Here is a 24,710-nt window from a genome sequence, read left to right as displayed (position 1 = left end):
TGATCGAGAACAGAAAAGAGGCGTTCGGCATCCGTTCAGAAAACTGCTTCACTCCAGCGGCAAGTGATGCAACGCAACAGATTGTTTTCAAGAATAAACCGACACAAGCACCAGCAACCGTTATATAAAGCCGGCCACATGCGACATTGCTCCAGTATCGCACGCGAGGTGCCCGCCTTCCGAAATGAAAGAGCGCGCTTCTACAAGAGCGGATACGAAAAAAACGCCGGCGATGCGGCGCTTTTCTTTCGATCGTTATGCCAGTTCCCAGGAGCGCCAGATGAGGCTGCCTTCCCCGCTGATACGGACGATATTTGCTTCTGGTTCCGGGAAAAATCGGGCGGTCATGACGGTTCGGCCCCCGTCGACGAATACTTCTGCCGACGAGCTGTCCAAAAACAGGCGCAGCTCGTCGATCGAGGCAATATCGGTGCTGCGTGTTTCGGTTTTGCCGTCTTTAAAGCGCGGGCGGCTCATGGAAAGCGTCCCGTTTTCATACGTCACGGTCAGCCCTTCGCGAATTGTAATGGAAAAGCTGGATGCCTCATTCGTCTCCAGTACGATTTCCGACGCGGGGGTAACAGCTGCTTCGGCGCCTTGATCAAGACGGACTTTCATCTCAAGCGGGTCTCCTGCCCGCAGTGCCTCCAGCTCTTCTGCCGGCTCCTGTACGACAGCGCCATTTTCCACACGCAGCACTCGTGGAACGGTCATGCAGTGAATCCAGCCGGCTTCAGTCGTCGGCTGATGCTCCTCGTCCGAATCCGGCACTCCCATCCAGCCGAACAACAGGCGCCGGCCTTTTTCATCAAGCGTCGTCTGCGGAGCATAAAACTCAAAGCCCTCATCCAGCTCATGAAAGTCACCATGCGCAAAGGTCGGCGTTTCCAAATTTGCTTTTCCTGTAAAATAGCCGGCCTGGTAGACGTTCTCAAAGCGGTTCCCCTGCTGCTCCAGTCCTTGCGGCGACACGATCAGCACATCTTCTCCGTCGAGACGGAACAGATCCGGGCATTCCCACATGTAGCCGAACGCGTCCAGTCCGTTCAGGCGGGAGCCTGCAAACGGACCGACATAGTCCCACTTCTGAAAATCAGCGGACCGGTAAAGCAGCACCTGTCCTTCTTCTGCTTCTGTCTGGGCCCCGATGACAAAGTAATAGAAGCCGTTTTCTTCCCATACTTTCGGATCGCGGAAATGAGCCGTGTATCCCTGCGGCTGGCTGTCGACGAGCGGCCCTTTTTTCTCAAAGGTTTTGCCGTCCTCAGAAAGTGCGAGACACTGGTACGCTTCGCGATTTCCCGCTTCATCCTTTACGTTGCCGGTATATAGAAGCGCCAGCTTTCCATCCAGTTCCATCGCGCTTCCGGAATAGCAGCCGTTCTTCTCAAACCACTCGCTCGGCGCGAGTGCAATCGGTTCCTCGTTCCAATTTACGAGATCTTCAGACGTCCAGTGCCCCCAAAATTTGTGGGTATGATCCGGCGCGAACGGGTTCCACTGAAAAAAGAGGTGGTACGTGCCCTTCCACTGAATCCAGCCGTTCGGGTCATTCAACAGACCGACTGGCGGCATCCGGTGGTACACCTGTCTATATGGATCCGCTTCTGCTCGTGCTCCTTCTTTCACTACTGCCTGGTAGGCTGCATCGTGCAGCTGCTTTTCGTTTTCAGTCATGCTTTTTCCTCCCTGTACGTTTTCACCTGCTCGAGCGTGGGCAGTGCCGTCATCGCTCCTTTAGTCGAAGCTGCCAGAGCACCGGAAACGGCTGCGAAGGCTGCCATTTCCGCTGCTTCTTCAGGTGAGAGGGTGCGAATGTCCCGATCGAGTAAATGAAGCTGGTAGAGCATTCCGGAAACAAATGCATCTCCGGCTCCTGTTGTGTCAACGGCATCGACCTTTTGTGCCGGTACGTGCAGCGGTGCTTCTCCTTGAATAAACACCCAGCTTCCGTCTGCTCCAAGTGTGACGAGAATAAGTGGAATATTATACACATCCAGTCTGCTTACGCCGGCTTCCATATCGGTTTCGCCCGTAAGAAATTCCAGCTCCTCCTCGGAAAGCTTCAGTACGTCCGCTTCGCCGAGAAGCGTCCGGATGCCCTCTTTCGCCTCTTCCTCTGATTCCCACAGCCCGAGACGCAGGTTTGGATCGTAGGAAATCAGCATGCCGTTCGCTTTTGCTTCTTTTACGGCGTGCAGCGTGGCGGACCGGGACGGCTCGCTGATTAAGCTGATGGAGCCGATATGAAGCACGTTATTTTCGTCGAAGAGCTGTTGCGGAATATCTCCCGGCTCTAAAAAACGGTCTGCGCTTGGATCAATGTAAAATTCAAAGCTTCGTTCGCCGCCATCGCCGAGCGTAACGAAGACGATCCCCGTCCGTACATCACGGGTAAACGTCATAGCAGACGTATCGACGCCAAATGCATCGAGCGTTTCTTTCAGGAAACGTCCAAGCACGTCGTCGCCGACCTTTCCTAAAAAAACCGCCTTCGCTCCAAGCCGAGCCAGTCCGACTGCCACATTGGCAGGTGCCCCTCCCGGGCTTTTCTGGAACGTTTCATTATGGTCATCAAGCGGGATGAAATCGATCAACGCTTCACCCAGGCAAATTACACCGTTTTTCATCACTGTTCCCCTCTTTCCATTCGGCCTGTTATAGAGTAAAGAAGGTTACCGCTGCGCAGTAAAACCTGCCGGGTAACCTTCTGTTATGGTCTATATTATACGGATGGACCGGCACAGGAACAAGTATCAGAAGCGAAAACGGTCTGTCTTTTCCTGCAGGGCGATGCTTAAATCGCTCAGCTGTTCGGATGTGCTTCCAACCGATGCGACGGCAGAAGACTGCTCCTGCGCAGAAGCCGATACTTCTTCGGATGTCGCAGCTGCGTCTTCAGCAACTGCCGCCACGCTCGCGACCGCTTCTGCGATGCTGCTTCTGTAGCTGCTCACCTCTTTCAGGTCGGCATCCAGCTCTGTAAGCGTTGCGGTCAGCAGTTCTACAGAGGCAATGATGGACTGCACGGATTCGCCGGTTTCTGTTACAGCTCCGCGCTGCTCCTTCTGCATCTCGTTCACGGAATCCATCGTGCCGGCAACACGCTTTGTTTCGTGCTCCACCTCAGAGATCGTGTCGTTAATTTTCGTCGTCGCAGCCAGCGACTGCTCTGCGAGGCGGCGCACCTCTTCTGCTACCACGGCAAACCCGCGTCCATGTTCACCGGCCCGTGCTGCTTCGATGCTCGCATTGAGGGCGAGCAGGTTCGTCTGATCGGCAAATTCTGAAATCGTGCGGACTACCGTTCCGATCTCTGCTACTTTTGCAGTAAGTGCCGATACAGCTTCGTTTGCCTTGTCATAAAGCGTTTCTGCCGCTTCGGTTCGTTCCGCCAGTTTTTTCGTGCTGCGGCTTCCTGCCTCATTGGCGTCGCGAATATCGTCAGAAAGCTCCGTCATCCGCTTCGTGCGGCGCTCGGCTTCCTCCAGCCGTCCGGAAAGCAGCTGCATTTGCTGATTTGTCTGCTCCACGTCTTCTGCCTGACGTGTGGCGCCGTCTGCAACGCCCGTTACCGCTGAAGCCATTTCTTCGCTTGCTGCAGCTGTTTCTTCAGCAACGGCGCTAAGCTCCTCTGACATGGCCCTGGACCGGCCGGCAGAGTCCTGAATGGAGCCGATCAGTTCTTTCAGGCTGGCAGTCATGACGCTGACGGAGGCCCCAAGCTGGCCGATCTCATCCTTTCCGCGAATGGAGACGGCTTCCGAGAAATCTCCGTCTGCCATGCGTCCTACATGTTCGTTCAAACGGCGCACTGGCTTCACAAGACGGGAAGCCGCTGCATATGAGGCGGCTACGGCGAGAAGCACAGCCGCAAGCCCCACGACGATAAACGTATTTCGCGCCGTCGCGAGCTCCTGGTACAGGACACGGTCCTCATAGCCGGCCATAACCGTCCAGCCGAAGCCTGCCACCGGTTCAAAATAAGCGGTTTCGCCAGCTGAAGAGCTGGAACCGCCGCTGTCTGCGCCGACTGCCGCTTGGGCAGGTGCTTCAGACGCGGTCTCGCCGACCAGCGATTCGTTTGTATGTGCGATATATGTTCCTTCTGCATCAAGGAGTGCCAGTTCCCCGTCATAACCTGTATCAGACGCCTGCAGTACTTGCACCATCCGGTCAAGTGACAGATCTACAGCCTGAACGCCGAGCAGACTGCCGTTTTGTTCAACAGCGCGGGCAGCCGTAATGATCAGCTCCTCCGTATCCACATCAATGTACGGATCGGTCCAAATCACACCTTCCGGATGGTCCACCGCTGCTGTATACCACGGACGCTCACGCGGATCAAAGTCATCCGGCAGGTCGATTGCCGGGGTGGAGACGAGCTCCCCTGCTTCCGTGGCGACATACATGAGCTGAGTTCCTTCCTCCCTGGCCATAAACTGCTCAAAGTAACTGTTCATTTCCTGCCATGCTTCCTCATCGTCGTCCGCCAGAAACGATACCGTACGCTCGTCCTGTGCGAGCATGTCGACAGACAGTGAATACTTATCCAGGTATTCCTGTATGTAGCGTTCGGCGTCTTCCACAGTAGCCGACGCATTTTCCTGGACCGACTGTTCGATCCCTCCGCTCAGCTGACTATAGATCACAAACGACGCTGCGAGCATCGTCAGTACAATCAGCCCTGCTGAGAATACGACCATCTTGCCTTTTAGTGAATGCATCATGCTGTTTCCCCCTGTCCCGTCTTCATAATAGGTCCCTGTTCTTAGATCGGATAGTTCCTAATCGTTTATGTAATTCTATTTACTCAAATAAATGATTCTTATTAAGCATTTATAACCATGCTTATTGTCTTATATTTCTGATAGTTTGGCAAGTGTTAATTTGCAGAACGGACTCCGGGGGCTTGCAGAATTGAAAATGCCTCTGTTCCTGATACAATGATGAAAGATGACTTTGGAAAGGATGAGACCGATTGGCTGATATTTATATTCTTCACGAGAATGACGAATGGACCGCTCCGCTTCTGGAAGAACTTGATCGACTGGGGGCCGACTACGAAGCCTGGCACATGCATGAAGGTCATGTCCCGATGCACGAAGCACCGCCGGAAGGCGTGTTTTATAATCGGATGAGTGCCTCCTCTCACACCCGCGGGCACCGCTATGCCCCTGAACTGACAGCTGCTGTTCTCAACTGGCTGGAGCAGCACGGCCGAACAGTGCTGAATGGAAGCCGTGCTCTTTATTTGGAGTTGAGCAAAGCGGCACAGTATGCCTCGCTGGAAACACACGGCATCCGCGTTCCAAAAACGACAGCCGCAGTGGGTGACGATGCCCTCCTTCAGTCGGCTGCTTCGATGCCTGTGCCATTCATTACAAAGCATAACCGTGCAGGCAAAGGACTTGGCGTCCAGCGATTTGACTCTGTGGATGCCCTCGCTGCCGCTCTGGAAACCGGAACAGTCGATCCGTCCGTTGATGGCGTGATGCTTCTGCAGCAGTATATCGACTCACCAGACAGCAGCATCGTACGCTGCGAATTCGTCAATGGAAAATTCCTGTACGCAGTGAAGGTCGATACCGGCGGCAGCTTTGAACTGTGCCCGGCAGATGCGTGCAGCCTCGAGGAAAGCTACTGTCCGACCGATGCAGCATCAGCTTCTCCGTCATTCGAGATCATCGAGCATTTTGACAGCCCGCTCATTCCGAAATACGAGGCGTTTTTACAAGCGAACGACATTGCCTTCGCCGGCATCGAACAAATGACCGACCGGGATGGCACCACCTACACGTATGACGTTAATACAAACACAAACTACAACCGCGAGGCGGAAGTCCGCTACGGTACGTCGGGAATGAAGGAAATCGCCCGTACACTTGTCAACGCGGCGAAAGGAGCAGGCATTGAAAGCTATTAATCCAGCACTCGTACAGGCAGAGCTCGATCAGCTGCGGGGAGAGCCTGTCTATGTTCACCTTGAGACAACAAACGGCGCGTATGCGAGCCACCGTGAAAAAGGAATGCTTTCTGCCGGCGCTTTTATTCGGAATGTTCAGCTGACGTTTGAAATCGGCAAGATTGCCGGGAACGGCCCCTACCGAATCGGGCTTGAAACAGATATCGGCTGGCTCTATGCAGAAGGACTGACCGATTGGGAAAAAGACGAAGAAAACCGGCTGCTTTTCGCCGGTCACGATGAGGAAGGAAGACTCGCTGCAGCGCTTGAACTAAGCCGCAGCCCTTTCCCGAAATAATGCTGCCCGGGCAATATCCGGGCGAAAGGAGCGCTGACAATGAGTAAGAAGCCACTGCTTGTTATATTTCCGCATCCGGACGACGAAGCGTTCGGTGTGGCAGGAACTATCTTGAAACACGTCGAAGCCGGAGGAACCGTCACCTACGTCTGTCTCACGCTTGGTGAGATGGGCCGAAACATGGGACGTCCCGTGATGGCGAACCGGGAAACACTGCCGGACATCCGCAGGCATGAGCTGGACCGGGCATCTGAGCTGCTCGGTATCCGGGACCTGCGCCGCTTTGGCATGCGGGATAAAACGATTGAGTTCACGGACCTCGACGCGCTCGCTTCCCGCTTCAGCGATGTCATTCAGGAGGTCGCTCCGGAACGGATCATTACCTTTTATCCCGGCTACGCGGTCCATCCGGATCATGATGCCACGGGCGAAGCGGTGATTCGCGCTGTCCGAGCGCTCCCGGAGGAAGAGCGGCCGGATGTTCACACCATTGCGTTTGCTGACGGGACCGAAGAGGACCTTGGCGCACCGGACGTCCTTACAGACGTGAGCGCCTACCGGGATAAAAAACTTCAGGTGATTGAGGCTCACGCCTCACAGACGGCCGGACTGATTGAAGCCGTCAAAAGCAGGCACGATACGGAAATGGAAGAAATGCTCGTAACCGAACGCTTCTGGCGCTATCCAGTTTAGACCGCGCTGCGCTGATAAAAACGATCGTTCCAATATAAAACAGCAAACAAAAAGCAGCCCATCCAGGCTGCTTTTTTTACTGCACGTCGACGGCAACGCGCTCTTCTTTTGTACGTCCTGCGAGCTCTTCCCGCACTTTATACGGGGAAGCGACGATAAAGTGTATCACGCGGCGCTGCTTGCTCTTCGTATAAAGAAGCTCGAGGTAGCCGCCTTCCATATCAAACGCAAATACCTTTTGCCAGCGGCGGGCGAACGTGATCTTATGAAAGTATGGAACGAAAACAATATAGTTTTCGGTGAAAATCAGCCTTCCTCTCCAATCGGATCGCGTCAAGACTGCCGGCACCGACGCTTGAATGTCCTCTTTCAGCACTGTATTCGCCTTATAACGAACGATCTGATACATCATAACATCAACCCCGACTGTAAAGAGCAGCGCGATCGTGATGCTTAACACAGCAAACAGTGGATCTGCCGAGAAAAAGGTAATTGGTAAAAAGAGTCCAAAAACAAGCAGTAAAACAGCATAGCGTAAATAGCGGCCGATAAACGGATTACCGTGTTGGACCATGAATGTTCACCTCCAGGTAACGCAATAGAATAATTACGTATTCCCTGTTTTATCCAAGTTCAAACCTGTTATTTACTGCAGTTCCTCTTCATCAAAAAACCGGAGCAGGTCACCGTAAATAATTTCGTCGGAATAGAGAAGCTCCTCTTCCCCGCGTGCCGCTGCTTCTACACAGTTTTCCGTTTCAATCAGCTCTCCGTCTTCTGCATGAAAGCACTGTTCGTTTACAAAAATGACCTCATCGGTAATAACTGTCCCATTTCGTAATACGGCAAAATCATCGCGTTCTTCTGCCATAAGATCTGTGCCAAACATAACGTGGTTATCCTGGGACATCCCGAGCAGATTGAGAACGGTCGGCATCATATCGATATGGCCGCCCACTGTATCGAATCGCTGTGCTTCCTCTTCCATTCCCGGAATGTGAATTAAAAATGGCACGCGGTCCAGCTTCACTGCTTCATAATCATCAATCTCTTTTCCAAGGACAGGACCAAGCTCCTCGTAGTGACTTTCAGCAATGCCGTAGTGATCTCCATACATGACATACATCGTATTTTCGTGGAGCCCCTCTTCTTCCATACGGTTCATGAAATGGCGGACTGCCTCATCTGTATAGCGCACGGTTGGATAATACCGGTTTACGATATCACTGTCTGTATCAAGCGGATCAATAAATGTGTCTTCCGGATCAAGCTCATACGGAAAGTGATTCGTCAGCGTCAGGAACGTCGCATAAAACGGTTCCGGCTCTTCTGCCAGGTACGCCATCGACTGCTCGAAAAACGGAATATCCTTCAGGCCCCAGCCGACAGAATTCTCATCTGTCACGTCAAAATAATCCAAATGGAAATACTCGTCATAACCAAGATGCGGATAGACGACATCCCGATTGTAAAATGTATCCGTATTGGCGTGAAACACCATATTCGTATAGGATTCTTCCCCGAGCGCACGCGGCAGAGGCCTGCTCTCAATTTCCGGATGGGTGTGGAAAACAGCACCGCGGCCCAGCGGATACATGGAGTTATTCATCATCCATTCCGCGTCGGACGTCTTCCCCTGTCCTGCCTGGTCGTAAACGTTCTCAAAATAAAAGCTCTCTTCGATCAGCTCATTTAAAAACGGGGTCACTTCTTCACCATCGATCGTCAGCTCGATCGCCTGTGTTTCAACCGATTCCAGCGAAATCACGACAACGTTCATCCCTTCTGCTGCGGCAAAAAAATCTGCATTCGGGTCCGTATGGTAACGCTCCAAATGCTCCTCAATCGCATCCAGATCATCTTGTTCTGCAAGATCCGGCTGAGCACCGGTGGTGAAGTGGAGATACGCATCGTAAAAGTAAAAATTGTATATGCCAAGACTCTTAATCAGGCTCTGGCGGTCGAAGGAATGTGCAGGGGTTTCCGCTTCAGCGAAATCGACGCGGCCGAGTCCGATGATGAGCACGGCAACAACTGCAATGATGGCATATTTTGCCTTCTCGTGCTTCATCGGAGCACGTTCTACCGGAATTGGATCCGGTTTTTTCACCATAATCCAGCCGATTAAAATCAAATCAAGAAAGAAGATGATGTCCCACCATTGGATGAGCTCGAACACGCTCGTCGTTAAATCTCCTGCATTCCCGCCCATCACCAGCATCGGCAGCGTAATCAAATCCGCAAACTCCCGATAGTACACGGTGTTGCTGTAGAGGACGACCGTCAACAGCAGACTGAGCGTAAAAAAGTAGCCCCGCTGCCATTTCGGCTTCAAAAGCAGGCCCAGGCTAAAGACGATGAGAAGGAATGCAAGCGGATTAATAACGAAAATAATCGCTTCCAGCCAGTGCGCCATGACCAAATTAAAGGTCAGAAAGGACACCGTAACAGTTTTAATCCAGAGGATGCCTAAGCACAAAAACATAAAGCGGTGTCGGTTCATAAAATCAAGCATCCCGTCTCTTCCTTTCTATGAAATCACAGGCAACCACTCTCAGATGACAGCTCATGCGCGTGAAGATGACTGTTCACTGCAAACAGCGTAGTTGCTTTTATTTTACTGAACAAGTCTTCAATAAGCCAATATACCCGGTCTATTTACACGTTTTTTGACATCGCTGGTACCAGTATATAATTCCCTTTATCACTCGCTCATAATCTTATCATTTCCATTCCCGAAGGATTCCGCTCCAGTACGTACAAATTTCCGGCACGGACTGGTATACTTTCAGAGGGAGTATTTTTATCTGACCGGTGTTGAATCCGCCGGCAGCATCAATGGAGGGGAAAGGGTGTACATCTATGACAGCATTTGCAAAAAAGCTCGATAAGTACGCAGAACTGGCCGTAAAGGCTGGTGTGAATATTCAACAGGATCAGACGCTCGTCGTGAATGCACCGGTGAGCGCAGCGGACTTCGTTCATCTGGTTGCAGACAAAGCCTATGAGGCGGGTGCTAAGCACGTCCATGTGGAATGGAACGACGATCGATTAACGCGGCTGAAGTACGACAAGGCTCCCTTGGAAGCGTTCCATGAATTTCCAGCGTGGAAGGCGCGCGGCTTTGAGGAGCTTGCAGAAAACGGCGCAGCTTTTATGACCATCAAATCAACCGATCCAGACCTGCTTCAAGGTGTCGACAGCCGCAAAGTCGCAGCTGCTAACAAGGCGTCCGGACAGGCGATGAATACGTTCCGCACGTATATTCAGTCTGACAAAGTCAGCTGGCTTGTGATCTCTGCTCCTTCACCAGCGTGGGCAGCAAAGGTCTTCCCGGAAGCTCCAGCAGAAGAGCAGGAGCAGAAGCTGTGGGAGGCGATGTTTGAAGCTGTGCGCATCAATGAAGCTGATCCGGTTCAAGCCTGGAAAGAACACGACGAGAAGCTGCAAACGAAAGCGAAGGAGCTTACAGGGGAAAAATTCGATCGTCTCCACTATACGGGGCCGGGCACGGATCTCACAATTGAACTTCCGGAACAGCATATCTGGATCGGCGGAGGCGGCCCGAACAAGGACGGTGTGCACTTCATCGCGAACATGCCGACCGAGGAAGTGTTTACCGCACCAAAAGCAGATGGTGTCAACGGAACGGTGCGCAACACGAAGCCCCTCAACTACGGCGGCAACATCATTGACGGCTTTTCGCTGACGTTCAAAGATGGAAAAGTGGTTGATTTCTCTGCAGAAAAGGGCGAAGAAACGCTGAAAGATCTGCTTGATACCGATGACGGCGCTGCACGTCTCGGTGAAGTGGCACTCGTTCCGCACAGCTCCCCCATTTCTCAAAGCGGTATTTTGTTTTACAATACGCTTTATGACGAGAACGCATCCAATCATATAGCGCTCGGCAGCGCCTACTCCACTTGCGTAGAAGGCGGAGCTGACATGAGCAGCGATGAGCTGAAGCATGCCGGCCTCAATACGAGCATCACCCACGTTGATTTCATGATCGGATCAGGCGACATGAACATCGACGGCATCAAAGCTGACGGTACGGTAAAACCGGTTTTTCGAAACGGTGAGTGGGCATAGCCGGCAGCAGCACGATACGACGATCCGCCCGGAAAACTGGGCGGATCGTTTTGCTATCGCCTGCCGAACTATTCTGTCAATATAGGATCTTTTTTCCTGAGCGGCAGATTCATCTTCTGATGAAAACACGCTGGCGGTCTCTCGTTTTGCCCTGTCCCTCTTTGTCCGCATGAAAAAAGTTGTCGGATTTTTTCACATTTTTGAAAATATTGCTTTTTTATTCTAAGTTTTCGGAATATAATGAAACTACTTACATATTAAAGGGGGTAGTTTTCATTGCAGGACTGGCTTATGGATGTAATCGGCGCCATCAGTGATGTCGTCTGGGGGATTCCGACGTTAATTCTTATTGTCGGAACAGGGCTTTACTTAACAATACGGCTTGGATTTCTACAGTTCCGCACGTTGTTTTACGGTCTGAAGCTCGCCTTCAGCCCTAGTAAGCAGGATAAAAAATCAGAAGGGGATATCAGTCACTTCGAAGCATTGACGACCGCCCTCGCGGCGACGATCGGTACAGGTAACATCGCCGGTGTCGCAACAGCGGTCGTGCTCGGGGGACCTGGTGCTGTTTTCTGGATGTGGCTAAGTGCCCTGTTCGGGATGGCGACAAAGTATGCAGAAGCCATTCTCGCGGTTAAATACCGGGAGAAGAACTCAAAAGGACAGTTTTCCGGCGGTCCGATGTACTATATTGAGAAAGGGCTCGGCCTGAAATGGCTGGCCGTACTGTTTGCCCTGTTTGGGGCAATCGCCGCATTCGGGATCGGAAACATGGTACAGTCCAATTCCGTTGCCGGAGCGCTCACGGAAACATTTAACGTCAATGCGACTGTTACCGGCCTTATACTGACGGTACTCGCCGGACTTGTTATTCTTGGCGGCATCCGCGCGATCGGACGTGCAACCGCATTTATCGTTCCGTTCATGGCTCTTTTTTATGTACTCGCAGGACTCATTATTATGATTTTAAACTGGGAGCTTGTTCCTGGTGCTGTGGCTTATATCTTTACCGATGCCTTCACCGGGCAGGCTGTAGCCGGCGGTGCGATCGGTGCTGTCATCCGCTGGGGTGTCGCACGAGGCGTGTTCTCGAACGAAGCCGGTCTCGGTTCTGCTCCGATCGCAGCCGCTGCTGCGCGTACCGATTATCCTGGACGTCAGGCACTCGTTTCGATGACGCAAGTGTTCATTGATACGATCATCGTTTGTTCGATCACTGGTATCGTCATTGTCATGGGTGACATGTACATCGGCGGTCCGGAAGGTGCTGCCTTAACATCCGCATCCTTTGACCTCTTCCTCGGAGGAGCAGGCGGTGTCATCGTTGCCATCGGTATTGTATTCTTTGCCTTCTCTACCATTCTTGGCTGGGCCTATTATGGAGAGAAGTGCTTCAGCTACCTGTTCAGCGACAAAGCAGTTCCGTATTACCGTGCTGCCTTCGTGGCTGCCATCTTCGTCGGGGCCGTTGCCGAGCTTGACCTCGTCTGGGGCATCGCTGACGTGATGAATGGGCTGATGGCGATTCCGAACTTGATCGGCCTGCTCGGTCTGACAGGGGTTGTTGTGGCAGAAACGAATAAATTCCTTAAAGTGGCGCGCGAAGAAAAAGAACGTGATCTTGCACGTAAATAACGCGTACACCGGCCGTCTCCTTATTTTAACTGGGAGGCGGCTTTTTTCATCCTGTTAGCCTGAAGATGAAAAAACGCAAATTCATTCATTATAATCGTATATTTATAATTGATTTTCCGGTTTTCATCTATTAGAATTAGTTCTTGTGAATGAAGATGCTAATTGGAAAGGATGGGGTTCATCATGAAAGGATACTCCCCTCTTAAATTTATTGTATTTTCCCTGATCGGGGTGCTGCTGTTTATGACACCGATCCCGACAGATGAAGGCTTTACGATTCCGATCGCCATATTATCGTCCGGGCTGCGTGATCTGCTTGGAAACGTGCTGCCGGTCTTAATCGTTCTCGTCATTCTGATAAGCTTTATCGGCTCGCTCATCATTAAAACAGTGCGGCCGCAGGCAATGGATAAACATGCATTCTTACAGCGGCTGTTTGATGTTTCCTGGTTCTGGTTTACCGTACGTTTTCTTGCTTCTGTGTTTGTTGTCATGACGTATTTTCAAATCGGGCCTGAGATGGTATGGAGTGAATTTACGGGCGGCCTTCTGTTCGGAGACCTGCTCCCGACGCTGTTTACGATCTTTCTGTTCGCCGGTCTGTTCCTGCCGCTTTTATTAAACTTCGGACTGCTGGAGTTTTTCGGCGGCTTGATGACGAAGATCATGCGTCCGCTGTTTACGCTGCCCGGACGCTCCTCTATCGACTCGTTAACGTCCTGGCTCGGAGACGGGACGATCGGTGTCATTCTGACCGACAAACAGTACCAGGAAGGCTATTACTCCCAGCGTGAAGCGGCGGTCATCGGGACGACTTTTTCTGTCGTTTCCATCACCTTTGCGCTCGTCGTCATTGAGGAAGTCGGGCTTCAGCATATGTTTTTTGAGTTTTACGGAACGGTGATTGCAGCTGGTCTCGTCACCGCTCTGATCATGCCGCGTATCCCGCCGCTCTCGTGGAAATCGAACAGCTATATCGATGAAGCTACGGAAAAGCTCGATGAAACACTGCCGCAGGAATACCGCGGCCAGTCGTTCGGTCTCGTTCGATTCGGGTTTGATATGGCTTCTAAACGCGCCGCGAAAAACAGCAGTCCTGCCGCCTTTTTCGCGCAGGGCGGGCGAACCGTTCTCGACATGTGGATCGCGGTCGCGCCGATCATAATGGCGTTCGGGACCATCGCGACTATTCTCGCTGAAAACACGCCGTTGTTTACGTGGCTCGGCGCGCCGTTTGTGCCGCTGCTGCAGCTGATGCAGGTGCCGGAAGCAGCCGAAGCCGGAGCGACGCTTGTTGTCGGCTTTGCCGATATGTTTTTGCCGGCTATTTTCGCTTCCGGCATCGAGAGCGACATGACGCGCTTCATTATTGCCTGTGTCTCCGTAACCCAGCTGATCTTTCTGTCAGAAGTCGGCGGCGTGCTGCTTGGATCAAAAATTCCGGTCAATTTCCGCGACCTCGTTATTATTTTTCTGGAGCGTACGCTTATTTCGCTCCCGGTCGTGGTGCTCATCGCCCACCTTATCTTTTAATAACGACTCAGAAAAAGCTCCCAGGTCTGCGAGACCTGGGAGCTTCAGAGTATTGATAAAGTCATTTTAGGTGAATAACCTTACACCTGCCTGTATATGCGGACCCTCGCTTTCCGGAGGGAACGGGCTCAGCTAACCGCTTTCTCCTGCTGTCGAAAGCGCTGGATCTTCGCCTCGTTCTGATCCTCCAGGAGTCGAGGACCTTCGATGTCGGCAGCTGGCAGTGCGTTTCATGTGCTGGTTATGAAGGCACGATCGGCTTCCATACAGATAGAACCTTCCGGAAGAGACGTTTCGATGTTAAATAGGGATGCCAATCCTTCATCGAATGCATGATAAACGAAAAAAAGTAGTCGCGGTTGCCTATTGTGACGTTGTTCCCCAATAAGCAGAGCCGTTTTCCCGATGTGTCCGGCGGAGTCGCAACAAACAGTCTGAAGATCCCGTGCCGTTCAGATCTGCGAACGGTTTCAACGCACGAGCGGAGCCGGACTGGCTCTAGAAGGCTTCTTTATAAGAAGCCTGGGTCCGAGTGAATCCGCGCCATTCTCCCTTTTGAACAGGGGTCACCCTGAGAAATAGCTGAAGATCAGCCCACTGCAGGCTAGGTAAGCACAGGGAAAATATAACTAAACGAATAAACATGTAAGTTGAAAGACTTAATCCACAGTCTAAAAGCTCCCAGGTCTGCGAGACCTGGGAGCTTTTACCATCGGCTATGCTTTTTTGGCGATGACTTCAACCTCTACAAGCGCTCCTTTTGGCATTCTGGAAATTTCTACAGCGCTTCGGGCCGGATACGGCTCCTGCAGGTACGAAGCGTAAATCTCATTGACGACAGTAAAATCGTCCATGTTCTGCAGAAAAATAAGCGCTTTGATGATAGTGGACGTATCGGCTCCGGCTGCTTCAAGCACAGCAGAGACGTTTTTCATAACCTGGTGCGCCTGGTCCTCCACTCCTTCAACCAGCTCGCCGGTTTCCGGATTAAGGCCAATCTGGCCGGACGTATAAATGACTCCGTCTACTTCGACCGCCTGGGAATACGGGCCAATCGCTTCCGGAGCGAGATTCGTATGAATAATGTTTTTTTGCATGTTTGACGCCTCCCTGCTATATCTTTCTCATTTTGATTTGGTTAACGAGGTGATGCTCTCCTTTTCGAAGAATCAGGTCTGCCCTGTGCCTCGTCGGCTGAATATTTTCGGTCAAATTGGGATGATTGATTCTGTCCCAAATATCTTTGGCAAACGTATATGCCTCCTCGTCGTTCAAATCAGCATAACGCCTGAAATAGGAAGCCGGATTGCGGAATGCCGTTTCCCGAAGCTTCTTAAACCGTTCGACGTACCAGCGGAAAATGTCTGTTTCATCGGCATCCACGTAGATAGAGAAATCGAAGTAGTCGGAAACGGCCACTTCATCCTCCTGACTGACCGGACGCGGCGGCTGCAGGACGTTGATTCCTTCGATAATCACAATATCCGGCTGCTTGACAATTTGTTTTTCGTCCTTCTTTACGTCATACGTAATGTGGGAGTAAACCGGTGCCTCGACCTGCGCTTTACCAGACTTCAAGTCCGATAAAAACGCGAGCAGCTTCTGGACATCGTAGCTTTCCGGAAAGCCTTTTTTATTCATTATGCCGCGCTTTTCCAGCGTAGCGTTGGGATACAGAAATCCGTCCGTCGTGACAAGATCCACCCGCGGGTGATCCTCCCATCTGGACAGCAGAGTGTGAAGAACACGTGCCAGCGTGCTTTTTCCGACAGCAACGCTTCCGGCAATGCCGATAATATAAGGCACTTTCTTTTCCTGCTTTTGCAGGAACACCGAACGGCTCCGGTACAGCTCCTGCGAAGCGATCGCATGGAGGTGCAGCAGCCTGGTCAGCGGCAGGTAAATGTCAGCGACCTCATCCATGTTCAGCACGTCGTTGACACCCTTCAGCCGCTCCAGCTCCTCCGGCGTTACTTCCATTGGGTATGATTCACGCAGTGCCGCCCATTCCGTTCTGGAGAACGTCGTAAACGGCGTTATGTTGTCCTTCACATCCATCATCATGTTCCATCCCTCATTCAAAAATGGTGTACGGCATATTTTCTCACATCTCCAGCTGCCTGACTACCCGCTCCGCAGCTGGAACCGCTTTCCTGATTATATCTTTCCACCAGCGAAATATCCAGTGCCGTACACAGAAAGAGGACCTTAGTTCTGCTCCAGGAGCTGAACGGCTACTTTCACGTCAAGCGTATGCGACCCGCCCCGGTACACTCCCTCGACTGGACTCGTATCGTTGTAGTCCCGTCCGACACCGACGCGGATATGCTGCTCCAGCGCCTCGACATTGTTCGTCGGATCGAGACCGACCCAGCCGATCCCCGGCACCATCATTTCTACCCAGGCGTGGGTCGCTGCGTCGCCGACCAGCGCCGAATTTTCGCCGACATATAAATAGCCGCTGACGTAGCGGGCTGGAATTTTCCGGGATCGGAGCGCCCCGAGCATAATATTGGTAAAGTCCTGGCAGACTCCCCGCTTCAAAGCAAATGCCTCGTGAGCCTTCGTGTGGACTTCAGTCGCTTCCGGGTCGTACGTGATCGTTTCGTGCATATATTTCATCACATCCAGCGCATACTGCACCGGGTTGCCGTTGGAGCCGGTCACGTTCCACATTTCCTGCAGCTGTTCATCCGGCACGTAGGTATAATCTGTTTCCGCAAGGTACGCAAGGTAATGCTTATGGAACAAATCAGAATGATAGATCGCCTTCATTTCATCCGTATAAGGAATGACGCGGATAAACGGGCTTTTCTGAATGCTCACATAAGACGTCGTTTTAATGTGCAGCTCGTGATGCGGCTCAGCTATAAAAAAGGTCTCGACGTTGTTTCCCCATATGTCCGTATGCTCTTTCGTGAGCGACACCGGGGTGATCTCCGGATAGTAGGAAAGAAGCCGCTGGCACTCGTCGGTGCGCGGCTTCAGCCGGATCCGGTTTAAGCTTTGATCAACGGAGGATTCGTAGCGGAATTCATTGGTATGTTCTATTTTATATTTCACGTGTTACCACCTCTGGTACGGCTGACGTTAGACGAAGTAGTACGTGCTTGAGAAAACAGAGCTGATCCGGTTTAAATCGTTTTGAAAGCGGTCCAGAAACTGACCCGTTTCCTCGTTGGAAAGCCGCTGAAATTTAATTTTCATAAATTCGCTGCTTACATGATCAAGCGATTTGAACAGATCCTCTGAGTAATGGGACACTTGGCCCCCTTCGAGTTTCATAATGGTTTCTCTGACGTGCTCCATGCAGTATTCAATCGAACGCGGAAACTGCTCGTAGGAGATCAGAAACGGAATGACATACTCCGGATCCATCGTCGGCGGGAACCGCTTCAGATAAGCGCTGTAGCCATTTAAAAACTGAAGCGCACTCAGCCAGTAGTAGTAATTGGCGTTCGCTTCCTGCTCTGCCTCTTTCGTTTTCTCACACATCACGTTCAGCACGCGTGCTGTTTTTTCACTTCGTTCCAACCATTTGCCTATTTTGATGAACTGGTAGGCCTCTTCCCGAAGCATGGAGGATTCGATAATTCCCTGCAGCGTAAAGGAAAGCCGCTGCGTGTCCTGCAGGAAGGTCTGAATGCGGCGCATGTTCCAGTCGGTAAACGGTTCCCCGCGGAAGGACAGATAGTGCTCATTCAGCACGTACCAGAAATCTTCCGGGATATGGTCGCGTACCGCCCTCGCATTAAAGCGCGCATTCTCCAGACAATTGCGGATCGAGTTGATGTTTTCGGGCGCCAAGGAAATGTACGAAGCAGCTTCCTTTGTTGTAAAGGTGCCTCCTTTAGCCTCGTAATCAACCTTGGATGCGCAAATTTCGACAACTGCCTCCCAGTCACTCAGAGATACCTTACCATATTCCTGTGTCTCCAGTGCATTAATCAGCCTCGCTTCAAGAACACGTGCATTGCTTTCTGCGCGCTCGACGTTTCTGGCCATCCAGAACAAGCTGGACGCAACTCTGCTAAGCATGGACTTCCTCTCCTTTCAGCACCCACGTATCCTTGCCGCCGCCTCCCTGTGACGAGTTGACGACGAGGGAGCCTTCTTTAAGCGCGACCCGGGACAGTCCCCCTGGCAGGACGTGAATATGATCGCTGCCGACAGCAAACACCCGCAGGTCCACATGGCACGGATAAAAGCGTCCCTGCTGGAAGGCCGGCGCGCGCGAGAGCTGGATCGTCGGCTGGGCGATATACTGATGCGGATTTTCAAGAATCTTTTCGCGGAAGATTTCCCGGTCGCGCGCTGTCGACTGCGGCCCGATCAGCATGTCATAGCCGCCTGAAGCCCCTACGTTTTTAATGACGAGCTCTTCCAGGCGTCCAAGCACATCTTCCCGCACTTTCGGATCGCTCAGGAAGTACGTGTCCACGTTTGGTATGAGCGGCTCTTCTCCCATATAGTAGCGGATCATTTCCGGTACGTATGCATACATGGCTTTGTCATCCGCCACGCCGTTGCCGACCGCGTTAACGACCGCTGCGTTGCCCCATTTAACCGCGCGCATCAGCCCGGGAACTCCTAAAGCAGATTCCGGATCGAACGCCTCCGGATCGAGATAATCATCGTCAATCCGTCTGTAAATAATGTCCACACGCTTCAGTCCGCGGACAGTTTTCATATACACGACGTCGTCTTTGACGAGCAGGTCCTGTCCTTCTACGAGCTCGATCCCCATCTGCTGGGCGAGAAACACGTGGTCATAGTAGGCCGAGTTGTACATGCCCGGTGTTAAAAGAACAGCCTGCGGATTCGCTTTGTTCGGTGAATTTTCCGGAACGTGCGCGAGCAGTGCCTTATGCAGGTGTGACATTTGGTGCTCCAGCGTCCGAATAGCGTGCTCAAAGAAAAACTCGGGAAACACCTTCCGCATGACGAACCGGTTTTGAAACACGTACGACAGTCCGGACGGGTTGCGCAGGTTATCCTCTAACACCCGGTACGTGCCTTCTCCGTCCCGGATTAAATCAATTCCCGCAAGAAAAATATGATTTTTGTGCGGAAGGGAAAGTCCCGACGCCTGTTTTTCAAAGTAGTACTGATTCTGCTTAATCAGATCCTTTGGAATAATTCCGTCTTCCACAATCCGGTTTTCGTTGTAAATATCTTCTAAAAAATAGTTAAGCGCTGTGACCCGCTGTTTAATCCCGGCTTCAATGTTCTGCCATTCGCTGTGATCAATGATAATCGGCACGAGATCAAACGGCATCGTCCGTTCCGTCCCGCCTTCCTCATGGTAAACCGTAAACGTAATGCCTTGTCTCAGGAAGCTGAGCTGTGCCGTTTCGTGTTTCTCATTCAGTTCATCCAGTGCGTGCTCTTCTAAAATCCGTCTGAACTTCTCGTAGTGCGGTCTGACTTTGCCCGCCGCTTCTACCATCTCATCATAATATCCATCGGCCGGATAATTTTTCAGCATAAGCTCGCCTCCAGGTATTTTTTGAAAATTCATATTTTTACTTATTCGACGTCTGTGCGGCTTTTCCTGCTAATAAATGCCGTCAGTTGTCGCCTGAAAGGACATAGGGTAAAGTAGGGACAAGAACGCAATAGAGAGGGGATTCCTCATGAAAGACACAATTGTACGCTATCTGGACAGCAGCAAAGGGCTGTTTTACGATATCAGCCAGTATATTGGCACGAACCCGGAGCTTGGCAACCAGGAATACAAAGCCAAAGTAGCGCTTACCGACCTGCTTGAGGAGGCTGGATTTCACGTGAAGCGGGAGCTTTCCGGGCAGCCGGAGACGGCGTTTGAGGCAGTGTACCACTCCCACCGCTCCGGCCCGTCGATCGGATTTATGTGTGAATATGACGCACTTCCCGGCATCGGACATGCCTGCGGCCATAACCTGATCGGCACGCAGAGTGCGGCGGCCGCCATGGCCCTCGCCCAGGTCGTCGACGAAACTGGCGGCACCATTTACGTATACGGTACGCCTGCTGAAGAAACGAACGGCGCAAAAGTTACGATGGCCGATGCAGGCATGTTCGATCATCTCGATGCCGCGATGATGGCTCACCCGTCTTCCGACTATGTGAAAAGCGGTACCTCGCTTGCGATGGATGCTCTGGAGTTCTCGTTTTATGGACGGCCGGCTCACGCAGCCGCGGCTCCTGAAGAAGGAATCAATGCGCTCGACGCGGTGCTGCAGCTGTTCCACAGCTTAAATGCGATGCGTCAGCACGTAACAGACGATGTCCGCATTCATGGGATTATCCCAAACGGAGGAGAGGCGGCCAATGTCGTACCGGAGTTTGCTTCGGCTCAGTTTTATGTGCGCGCTGCCACGAGAAGCACCTTAAACCCTGTTTCTGAGCGGGTGAAAGAGGCTGCGCGTGCTGCTTCGCTTGCCACTGGAGCTAAGCTCGAAATTCAAAACTACGAATACTCGTATGACGACATGCAGACGAACGAAACATTGTCCGGCCTTTTTACGAAACAGCTTCAGGAACTCGGCATAAAACCCGATGTCATCTTTGAAGAGGATAACGGCAGCGGCTCCCTCGATATGGGGAATGTCAGCCAGCGCTGCCCTGCCATCCATCCATACGTGCAAATCACGTCCAGGCCGCTGACTCCCCACACCGAGGAGTTTCGGGACGCCGCGCTCAGCCGGGAAGGGTTTAACGGCATGATCATCGGTGCCAAAGCACTTGCGTTGACCGGTCTGGAGCTGCTGACGCATGAGCAGCTCGTCCAGGATATCAGGCGGGAATTCCGGCAAACCTTTTCGATACGTTAACCCGGGGAGGAATGAGCATGAGTCCGTTTAAACGACAGGAACCATTCCGGTACGCGTTCCGCGTACCGCACGATACGAGCTTTTTTATAAGCGGAATCAAGGGGAAGACGCTGCAGTCAAAGCCTGGAAAAGGCGTGCTGCTGAACTTGAGTGCAGGCGGACTGCGCCTTCGCACACCGCTTGATCTGCCTGACGAAACGATGCTCGCCTTTACCTTTACGATCGCAGATACCGAGCTTCAACCAATTGGACAAGTTGTCTGGAAGCGAAAGGAGCTTGGCGAATACATCTACGGAGTTGATTTTGACGAAACGACAGACGGCAACGCCGTCGTCAAGGCGCTGAAGGCTTATGCAAAAGCCTGAACGGATGCTGCGAAAAGCAGGCTTGATCGGCGGAATGAGCTGGGAAACGACCGCTATGTACTACCGGCTGCTGCAGAAACAGACTCAGCAGACGTTCGGCAGCGGCGTATCCCTTCCCTGCCTGATTGATTCGCTCCCTTTTCATGAGGTAACGACATATCAGCATGACGGTGACTGGGATGCCGTCGGCCGCATGCTCGCGGATTCTGCTGTCCGGCTGGAGCAGAGCGGCGCCCGGTTTATCGGTATTCTTTCCAACACGGTGCATCTTCGGATCCGCGACGTGGAACAGGCTGTGTCTATTCCTGTGATGTCGATCACAGAAGCTGCGGCTGCAGCGGTGTCTGCCTCGCGGATTCTTGTTCTCGGCACCTCCTTCACTGTCGATCACCGTCTCTACGACCAAGCGCTTCGGGACAGAGGGATTGAACCCATTTATCTGCCTGCACCGCTGCAGCAGGACTTGCATAAAAAGATATTCAGCGAGCTTACGTCCGGCATCGTCACCGCCGATACCGAGGCGCTCGTCGAACGGTGCGCGCGCCACGGGCGCGACGCCGGCTGTACGAGCATGCTGCTAGGCTGCACGGAACTGGAACTTGCGGCAAAAAGCGATATTCTGCCGTTCGTATCAACTGTTCAGGCTCACGTTGACCGGCTGTTTCAAGAAGCAGTCTCCGGCGTTTAACATCTCCTGTTTGCGGGAATCAGCCAGTAGAGTCCACGAGGCTAATCTGCAAGGAGGTTTTCGATTTGGGTAAAAAAGTATTGATCGTTGTCACAAGCTCAGACAAAATTGCCGGAAATGATACCGGACTATGGCTGGAAGAATATGCAGCTCCTTACGCTGCTTTTGTAAAACAAGGATATGATGTAACGGTGAAAAGCATCGACGGCGGACAGGTTCCGCTTGATCCGAACAGTCTGCCGGAAGAAGAGAATCTTGAGTGGCAGGAGGCCCAGTCTATTCTGACAAACACGGACAAGCTGTCTGAGGAAGACGTTTCCGCCGGCTACGATGCGGTCTACCTCCCAGGCGGCCACGGTACCGTGTTCGATTTTCCGGATAACCTGCTGCTGCAGCGCATTCTGCGGGAGCACGCTGAACAGGACCGCGTAATCGGTTCCGTCTGCCACGGACCGACAGCGCTCGTTCACGTGACGCTTTCCGACGGTACCCCGCTCGTAAAAGGCCGCCGCGTCAATGCCTTTACGGACGAGGAAGAGCGCGATATGGGTCTCGAAGGCGCCGTGCCGTTCCTGCTTGAGTCTACGCTTCGTGAAAAAGGAGCGCAGTTTGAAGGCGGGGACAAGTGGACGGACTTTTCCATCCGCGACGGAAACCTCGTAACCGGACAGAATCCAATGTCGAGTGAGAGCGTTGCCCGTAAAGTCATCGATGCTGTCGAAAATCGCTAAACCGTTTGAAAGGCTGCTGCGGCAGCCTTTTTTTGATCTTTTTTAGCGGGATGAAGAACCTGTGCTGTTAACGTACGTGCCCCGCGCTGTGCTGATGTTCACCTGCAACGCTTGGTGCCAAAGCACCGCTGCGCCTAGGAAAAAAAGCAGCCCCGTTAAAGAGGCTGCTTTCACTTATCCGTTTAGCTTAAACGAGCTTTTCAGGCTTACGATCCGATTGAATACCAGATGGTCTTTCCGGCTTTCCTTTGGATCAACGTTGAAGTAGCCGTGGCGGAAAAACTGGAATTTGTCATTCCCTTGTACATCTGCCATGTTCGGCTCGACAAATCCACGGTGAATCTGTACAGAGTCTTCATTGACGTGCTCCATGAAGTCGCCGCCGGCTTCATCGCCAATGAGCGGCTCGTAAAGTCGGAACTCTGCCGGCACGGCGCGTGTTGCTTCGACATAATGCAGCGTGCCTTTTACTTTGCGGGCATTAAAGCCGGACCCGCTTTTTGTTTCCGGATCGTACGTGCAGTGAAGCTCGGTGATGCGGCCGTTCTCGTCTTTGATGACGTCCTCGCACTTAATGAAATAGGCGTGCTTGATCCGTACTTCGTTGCCTGGATAGAGACGGAAATACTTTTTCGGCGGGTCTTCCATGAAATCTTCCCGCTCGATGTAGATTTCACGGGAAAACGGAATTTCACGCATACCCATGTCTTCATTTTCCGGATTGATGTCTGCCGGAAGCCATTCCACCTGTCCTTCCGGATAGTTGGTAATGACAACTTTAATCGGATCGAGCACGGCCATCGTGCGCGGCGCCTTCAGCTTTAAATCCTCGCGCAGAAAATGCTCCAGCATGCGGAAATCTACGAGGTTGTCCGCCTTCGCTACGCCAATCTCACGACAGAACTGTTTGATTGATTCCGGTGTAAAACCGCGGCGGCGCAGGCCGGAAATTGTCGGCATCCGTGGGTCGTCCCAGCCGTCTACAATGTTTTCATCAACGAGCTGTTTCAGCTTCCGCTTGCTCATGACCGTATTGGTCAGGTTCAGCCGCGCAAATTCAATCTGCTTCGGCTCCGACAAGTTTTCCGCATGTGCAACCACCCAGTCATACAGCGGTCGCTGGTCTTCAAACTCCAGCGTACATATCGAATGTGTGACGCCTTCGATCGCATCCTCAAGCGGATGGGCGAACGAATACATTGGGTAAATGCACCACGTCTCCCCGGTATTGTGATGCGTCGTGTGAGAAATACGGTAAATAACCGGATCACGCAGGTTGATGTTCGGCGAGCTCATATCGATTTTCGCGCGAAGCACCTTTTCTCCGTCCGCGAATTCTCCTGCGCGCATCTTCTCAAACAGATCCAGGTTCTCTTCTACACTGCGGGAGCGGGATGGACTTTCCTTGCCCGGCTCAGTCAGCGTTCCGCGCATATCGCGGATCTCGTCCTGAGACAGATCCTCGACGTATGCCAGTCCCTGTTTGATCAAATGAACCGCCTGTTTATACATCTCCTCAAAATAGTCCGATGCAAAGCGGATTTCCTCCGGTTCGTAGCCGAGCCAGTCAATATCTTCTTTAATGGCCTTAACGTATTCCACGTCTTCCTTCAGCGGATTCGTGTCATCAAAGCGAAGGTTCGTACGGCCCCCGAATTCATCAGCGAGCTCAAAGTTTAAGACAATCGACTTAGCGTGGCCAATGTGCAGATAGCCGTTCGGCTCCGGCGGAAAGCGCGTTACAATTTCATCGTACGCGCCCTCTTCCATGTCTTTTGACACAATATGCTTAATAAAATGAGTGTGTGTTTCGCTCACGGTTCCATCACCTTTCTTCATCTGTCATTCCGGCAGGCGTTGCTGCCGGACGCTGTGTTTTTTTATCCTGTCAC

Annotated in this window: 21 protein-coding genes; 10 read left to right on the top strand and 11 right to left on the bottom strand. The window is 52.2% G+C overall.

Features of this window, described 5'->3' with window-relative positions:
• Window positions 1-255: 255 nt before the first annotated feature.
• From ACSZLD_RS10940 to ACSZLD_RS10930, 3 genes are all read right to left on the bottom strand, one after another.
• Window positions 256-1,677 carry a sucrose-6-phosphate hydrolase gene (locus ACSZLD_RS10940; RefSeq protein WP_444685186.1) on the bottom strand — a complete coding sequence of 474 codons (1,422 nt, stop codon included), beginning with the start codon at window positions 1,675-1,677 and terminating at the stop codon, window positions 256-258.
• The gene (locus tag ACSZLD_RS10935; protein ID WP_444685185.1) at window positions 1,674-2,630 is read right to left on the bottom strand and encodes a carbohydrate kinase family protein; all 957 of its coding nucleotides are present in this window, start codon (window positions 2,628-2,630) and stop codon (window positions 1,674-1,676) included. Before ACSZLD_RS10935 ends, ACSZLD_RS10940 begins: the two co-directional genes overlap by 4 nt.
• Window positions 2,631-2,756: 126 nt before the next feature.
• Window positions 2,757-4,730 (bottom strand): methyl-accepting chemotaxis protein, encoded by a 1,974-nt coding sequence (locus ACSZLD_RS10930; protein ID WP_377909079.1) that lies wholly within the window; start codon window positions 4,728-4,730, stop codon window positions 2,757-2,759.
• Between the two features lie 251 nt (window positions 4,731-4,981).
• On the opposite strand from ACSZLD_RS10930, the gene ACSZLD_RS10925 reads away from it, so the two are divergent.
• The 3 genes from ACSZLD_RS10925 to bshB2 are packed head-to-tail and all read left to right on the top strand — an operon-like array spanning window position 4,982 to window position 6,956.
• Window positions 4,982-5,926 (top strand): ATP-grasp domain-containing protein, encoded by a 945-nt coding sequence (locus tag ACSZLD_RS10925; RefSeq protein ID WP_444685184.1) that lies wholly within the window; start codon window positions 4,982-4,984, stop codon window positions 5,924-5,926.
• Window positions 5,913-6,263, top strand: a complete 351-nt coding sequence (locus tag ACSZLD_RS10920) for a YojF family protein (protein ID WP_444685183.1) — start codon at window positions 5,913-5,915, stop codon at window positions 6,261-6,263. Before ACSZLD_RS10925 ends, ACSZLD_RS10920 begins: the two co-directional genes overlap by 14 nt.
• A 39-nt stretch (window positions 6,264-6,302) precedes the next feature.
• Complete coding sequence (gene bshB2 / locus ACSZLD_RS10915) at window positions 6,303-6,956, top strand: bacillithiol biosynthesis deacetylase BshB2 (RefSeq protein ID WP_444685182.1); 654 nt, start codon at window positions 6,303-6,305, stop codon at window positions 6,954-6,956.
• Window positions 6,957-7,032: 76 nt separating this feature from the next.
• On the opposite strand, the gene ACSZLD_RS10910 is transcribed toward bshB2, so the two are convergent.
• Both ACSZLD_RS10910 and ACSZLD_RS10905 read right to left on the bottom strand, forming a co-directional pair.
• Window positions 7,033-7,530 carry a hypothetical protein gene (locus ACSZLD_RS10910; protein WP_377909075.1) on the bottom strand — a complete coding sequence of 166 codons (498 nt, stop codon included), beginning with the start codon at window positions 7,528-7,530 and terminating at the stop codon, window positions 7,033-7,035.
• Window positions 7,531-7,602: 72 nt separating this feature from the next.
• Window positions 7,603-9,471, bottom strand: a complete 1,869-nt coding sequence (locus tag ACSZLD_RS10905; RefSeq protein WP_444685181.1) for an LTA synthase family protein — start codon at window positions 9,469-9,471, stop codon at window positions 7,603-7,605.
• Between the two features lie 347 nt (window positions 9,472-9,818).
• On the opposite strand from ACSZLD_RS10905, the gene ACSZLD_RS10900 reads away from it, so the two are divergent.
• The 3 genes from ACSZLD_RS10900 (at window position 9,819) to ACSZLD_RS10890 (ending at window position 14,219) form a co-directional block, all read left to right on the top strand.
• A complete protein-coding gene (locus ACSZLD_RS10900; RefSeq protein WP_377909073.1) occupies window positions 9,819-11,048 on the top strand; it encodes an aminopeptidase in 1,230 nt (409 codons plus the stop codon).
• Window positions 11,049-11,339: 291 nt separating this feature from the next.
• Window positions 11,340-12,686, top strand: coding sequence for an alanine/glycine:cation symporter family protein (locus ACSZLD_RS10895; RefSeq protein ID WP_444685236.1), 1,347 nt, complete (start codon window positions 11,340-11,342; stop codon window positions 12,684-12,686).
• 183 nt (window positions 12,687-12,869) lie between these two features.
• Window positions 12,870-14,219, top strand: coding sequence for a YjiH family protein (locus ACSZLD_RS10890; RefSeq protein ID WP_377909072.1), 1,350 nt, complete (start codon window positions 12,870-12,872; stop codon window positions 14,217-14,219).
• Between the two features lie 716 nt (window positions 14,220-14,935).
• On the opposite strand, the gene ACSZLD_RS10885 is transcribed toward ACSZLD_RS10890, so the two are convergent.
• From ACSZLD_RS10885 to ACSZLD_RS10865, 5 genes are all read right to left on the bottom strand, one after another.
• On the bottom strand, window positions 14,936-15,316 hold the full coding sequence (locus tag ACSZLD_RS10885; RefSeq protein WP_444685180.1) for a RidA family protein: 381 nt from the start codon (window positions 15,314-15,316) through the stop codon (window positions 14,936-14,938).
• A 16-nt stretch (window positions 15,317-15,332) separates the two neighbouring features.
• Entirely contained in the window at window positions 15,333-16,280 is a 948-nt protein-coding gene (gene coaA / locus ACSZLD_RS10880) for a type I pantothenate kinase (protein WP_377909163.1), read from the bottom strand.
• Window positions 16,281-16,427: 147 nt separating this feature from the next.
• Window positions 16,428-17,282, bottom strand: coding sequence for a transglutaminase family protein (locus ACSZLD_RS10875; RefSeq protein ID WP_377909070.1), 855 nt, complete (start codon window positions 17,280-17,282; stop codon window positions 16,428-16,430).
• Between the two features lie 27 nt (window positions 17,283-17,309).
• Window positions 17,310-18,257, bottom strand: coding sequence for an alpha-E domain-containing protein (locus ACSZLD_RS10870; protein WP_444685179.1), 948 nt, complete (start codon window positions 18,255-18,257; stop codon window positions 17,310-17,312).
• A complete protein-coding gene (locus ACSZLD_RS10865) occupies window positions 18,250-19,707 on the bottom strand; it encodes a circularly permuted type 2 ATP-grasp protein (protein WP_444685178.1) in 1,458 nt (485 codons plus the stop codon). The genes ACSZLD_RS10870 and ACSZLD_RS10865 overlap by 8 nt, the downstream gene beginning before the upstream one ends.
• 148 nt (window positions 19,708-19,855) lie before the next feature.
• Between ACSZLD_RS10865 and ACSZLD_RS10860 the strand changes: the two genes are divergently transcribed.
• From ACSZLD_RS10860 to ACSZLD_RS10845, 4 genes are all read left to right on the top strand, one after another.
• The gene (locus tag ACSZLD_RS10860) at window positions 19,856-21,034 is read left to right on the top strand and encodes a M20 family metallopeptidase (RefSeq protein WP_444685177.1); all 1,179 of its coding nucleotides are present in this window, start codon (window positions 19,856-19,858) and stop codon (window positions 21,032-21,034) included.
• 17 nt (window positions 21,035-21,051) lie between these two features.
• Entirely contained in the window at window positions 21,052-21,399 is a 348-nt protein-coding gene (locus tag ACSZLD_RS10855; RefSeq protein WP_444685176.1) for a PilZ domain-containing protein, read from the top strand.
• Complete coding sequence (locus ACSZLD_RS10850) at window positions 21,386-22,087, top strand: aspartate/glutamate racemase family protein (RefSeq protein WP_444685175.1); 702 nt, start codon at window positions 21,386-21,388, stop codon at window positions 22,085-22,087. The genes ACSZLD_RS10855 and ACSZLD_RS10850 overlap by 14 nt, the downstream gene beginning before the upstream one ends.
• 65 nt (window positions 22,088-22,152) lie before the next feature.
• Window positions 22,153-22,818: a type 1 glutamine amidotransferase domain-containing protein gene (locus tag ACSZLD_RS10845; protein WP_377909064.1), complete on the top strand. Its 666-nt coding sequence runs from the start codon at window positions 22,153-22,155 to the stop codon at window positions 22,816-22,818.
• A 174-nt stretch (window positions 22,819-22,992) separates the two neighbouring features.
• On the opposite strand, the gene ACSZLD_RS10840 is transcribed toward ACSZLD_RS10845, so the two are convergent.
• Entirely contained in the window at window positions 22,993-24,636 is a 1,644-nt protein-coding gene (locus ACSZLD_RS10840; RefSeq protein WP_444685174.1) for a glutamine--tRNA ligase/YqeY domain fusion protein, read from the bottom strand.
• Window positions 24,637-24,710: the final 74 nt, after the last annotated feature.

Source organism: Alkalicoccus luteus (assembly GCF_052061695.1).
Classification (GTDB): domain Bacteria; phylum Bacillota; class Bacilli; order Bacillales; family Salisediminibacteriaceae; genus Alkalicoccus; species Alkalicoccus luteus.
Note: the sequence above shows the minus strand (reverse complement) of the source record. Positions and strands in the feature narration are given on the sequence as shown.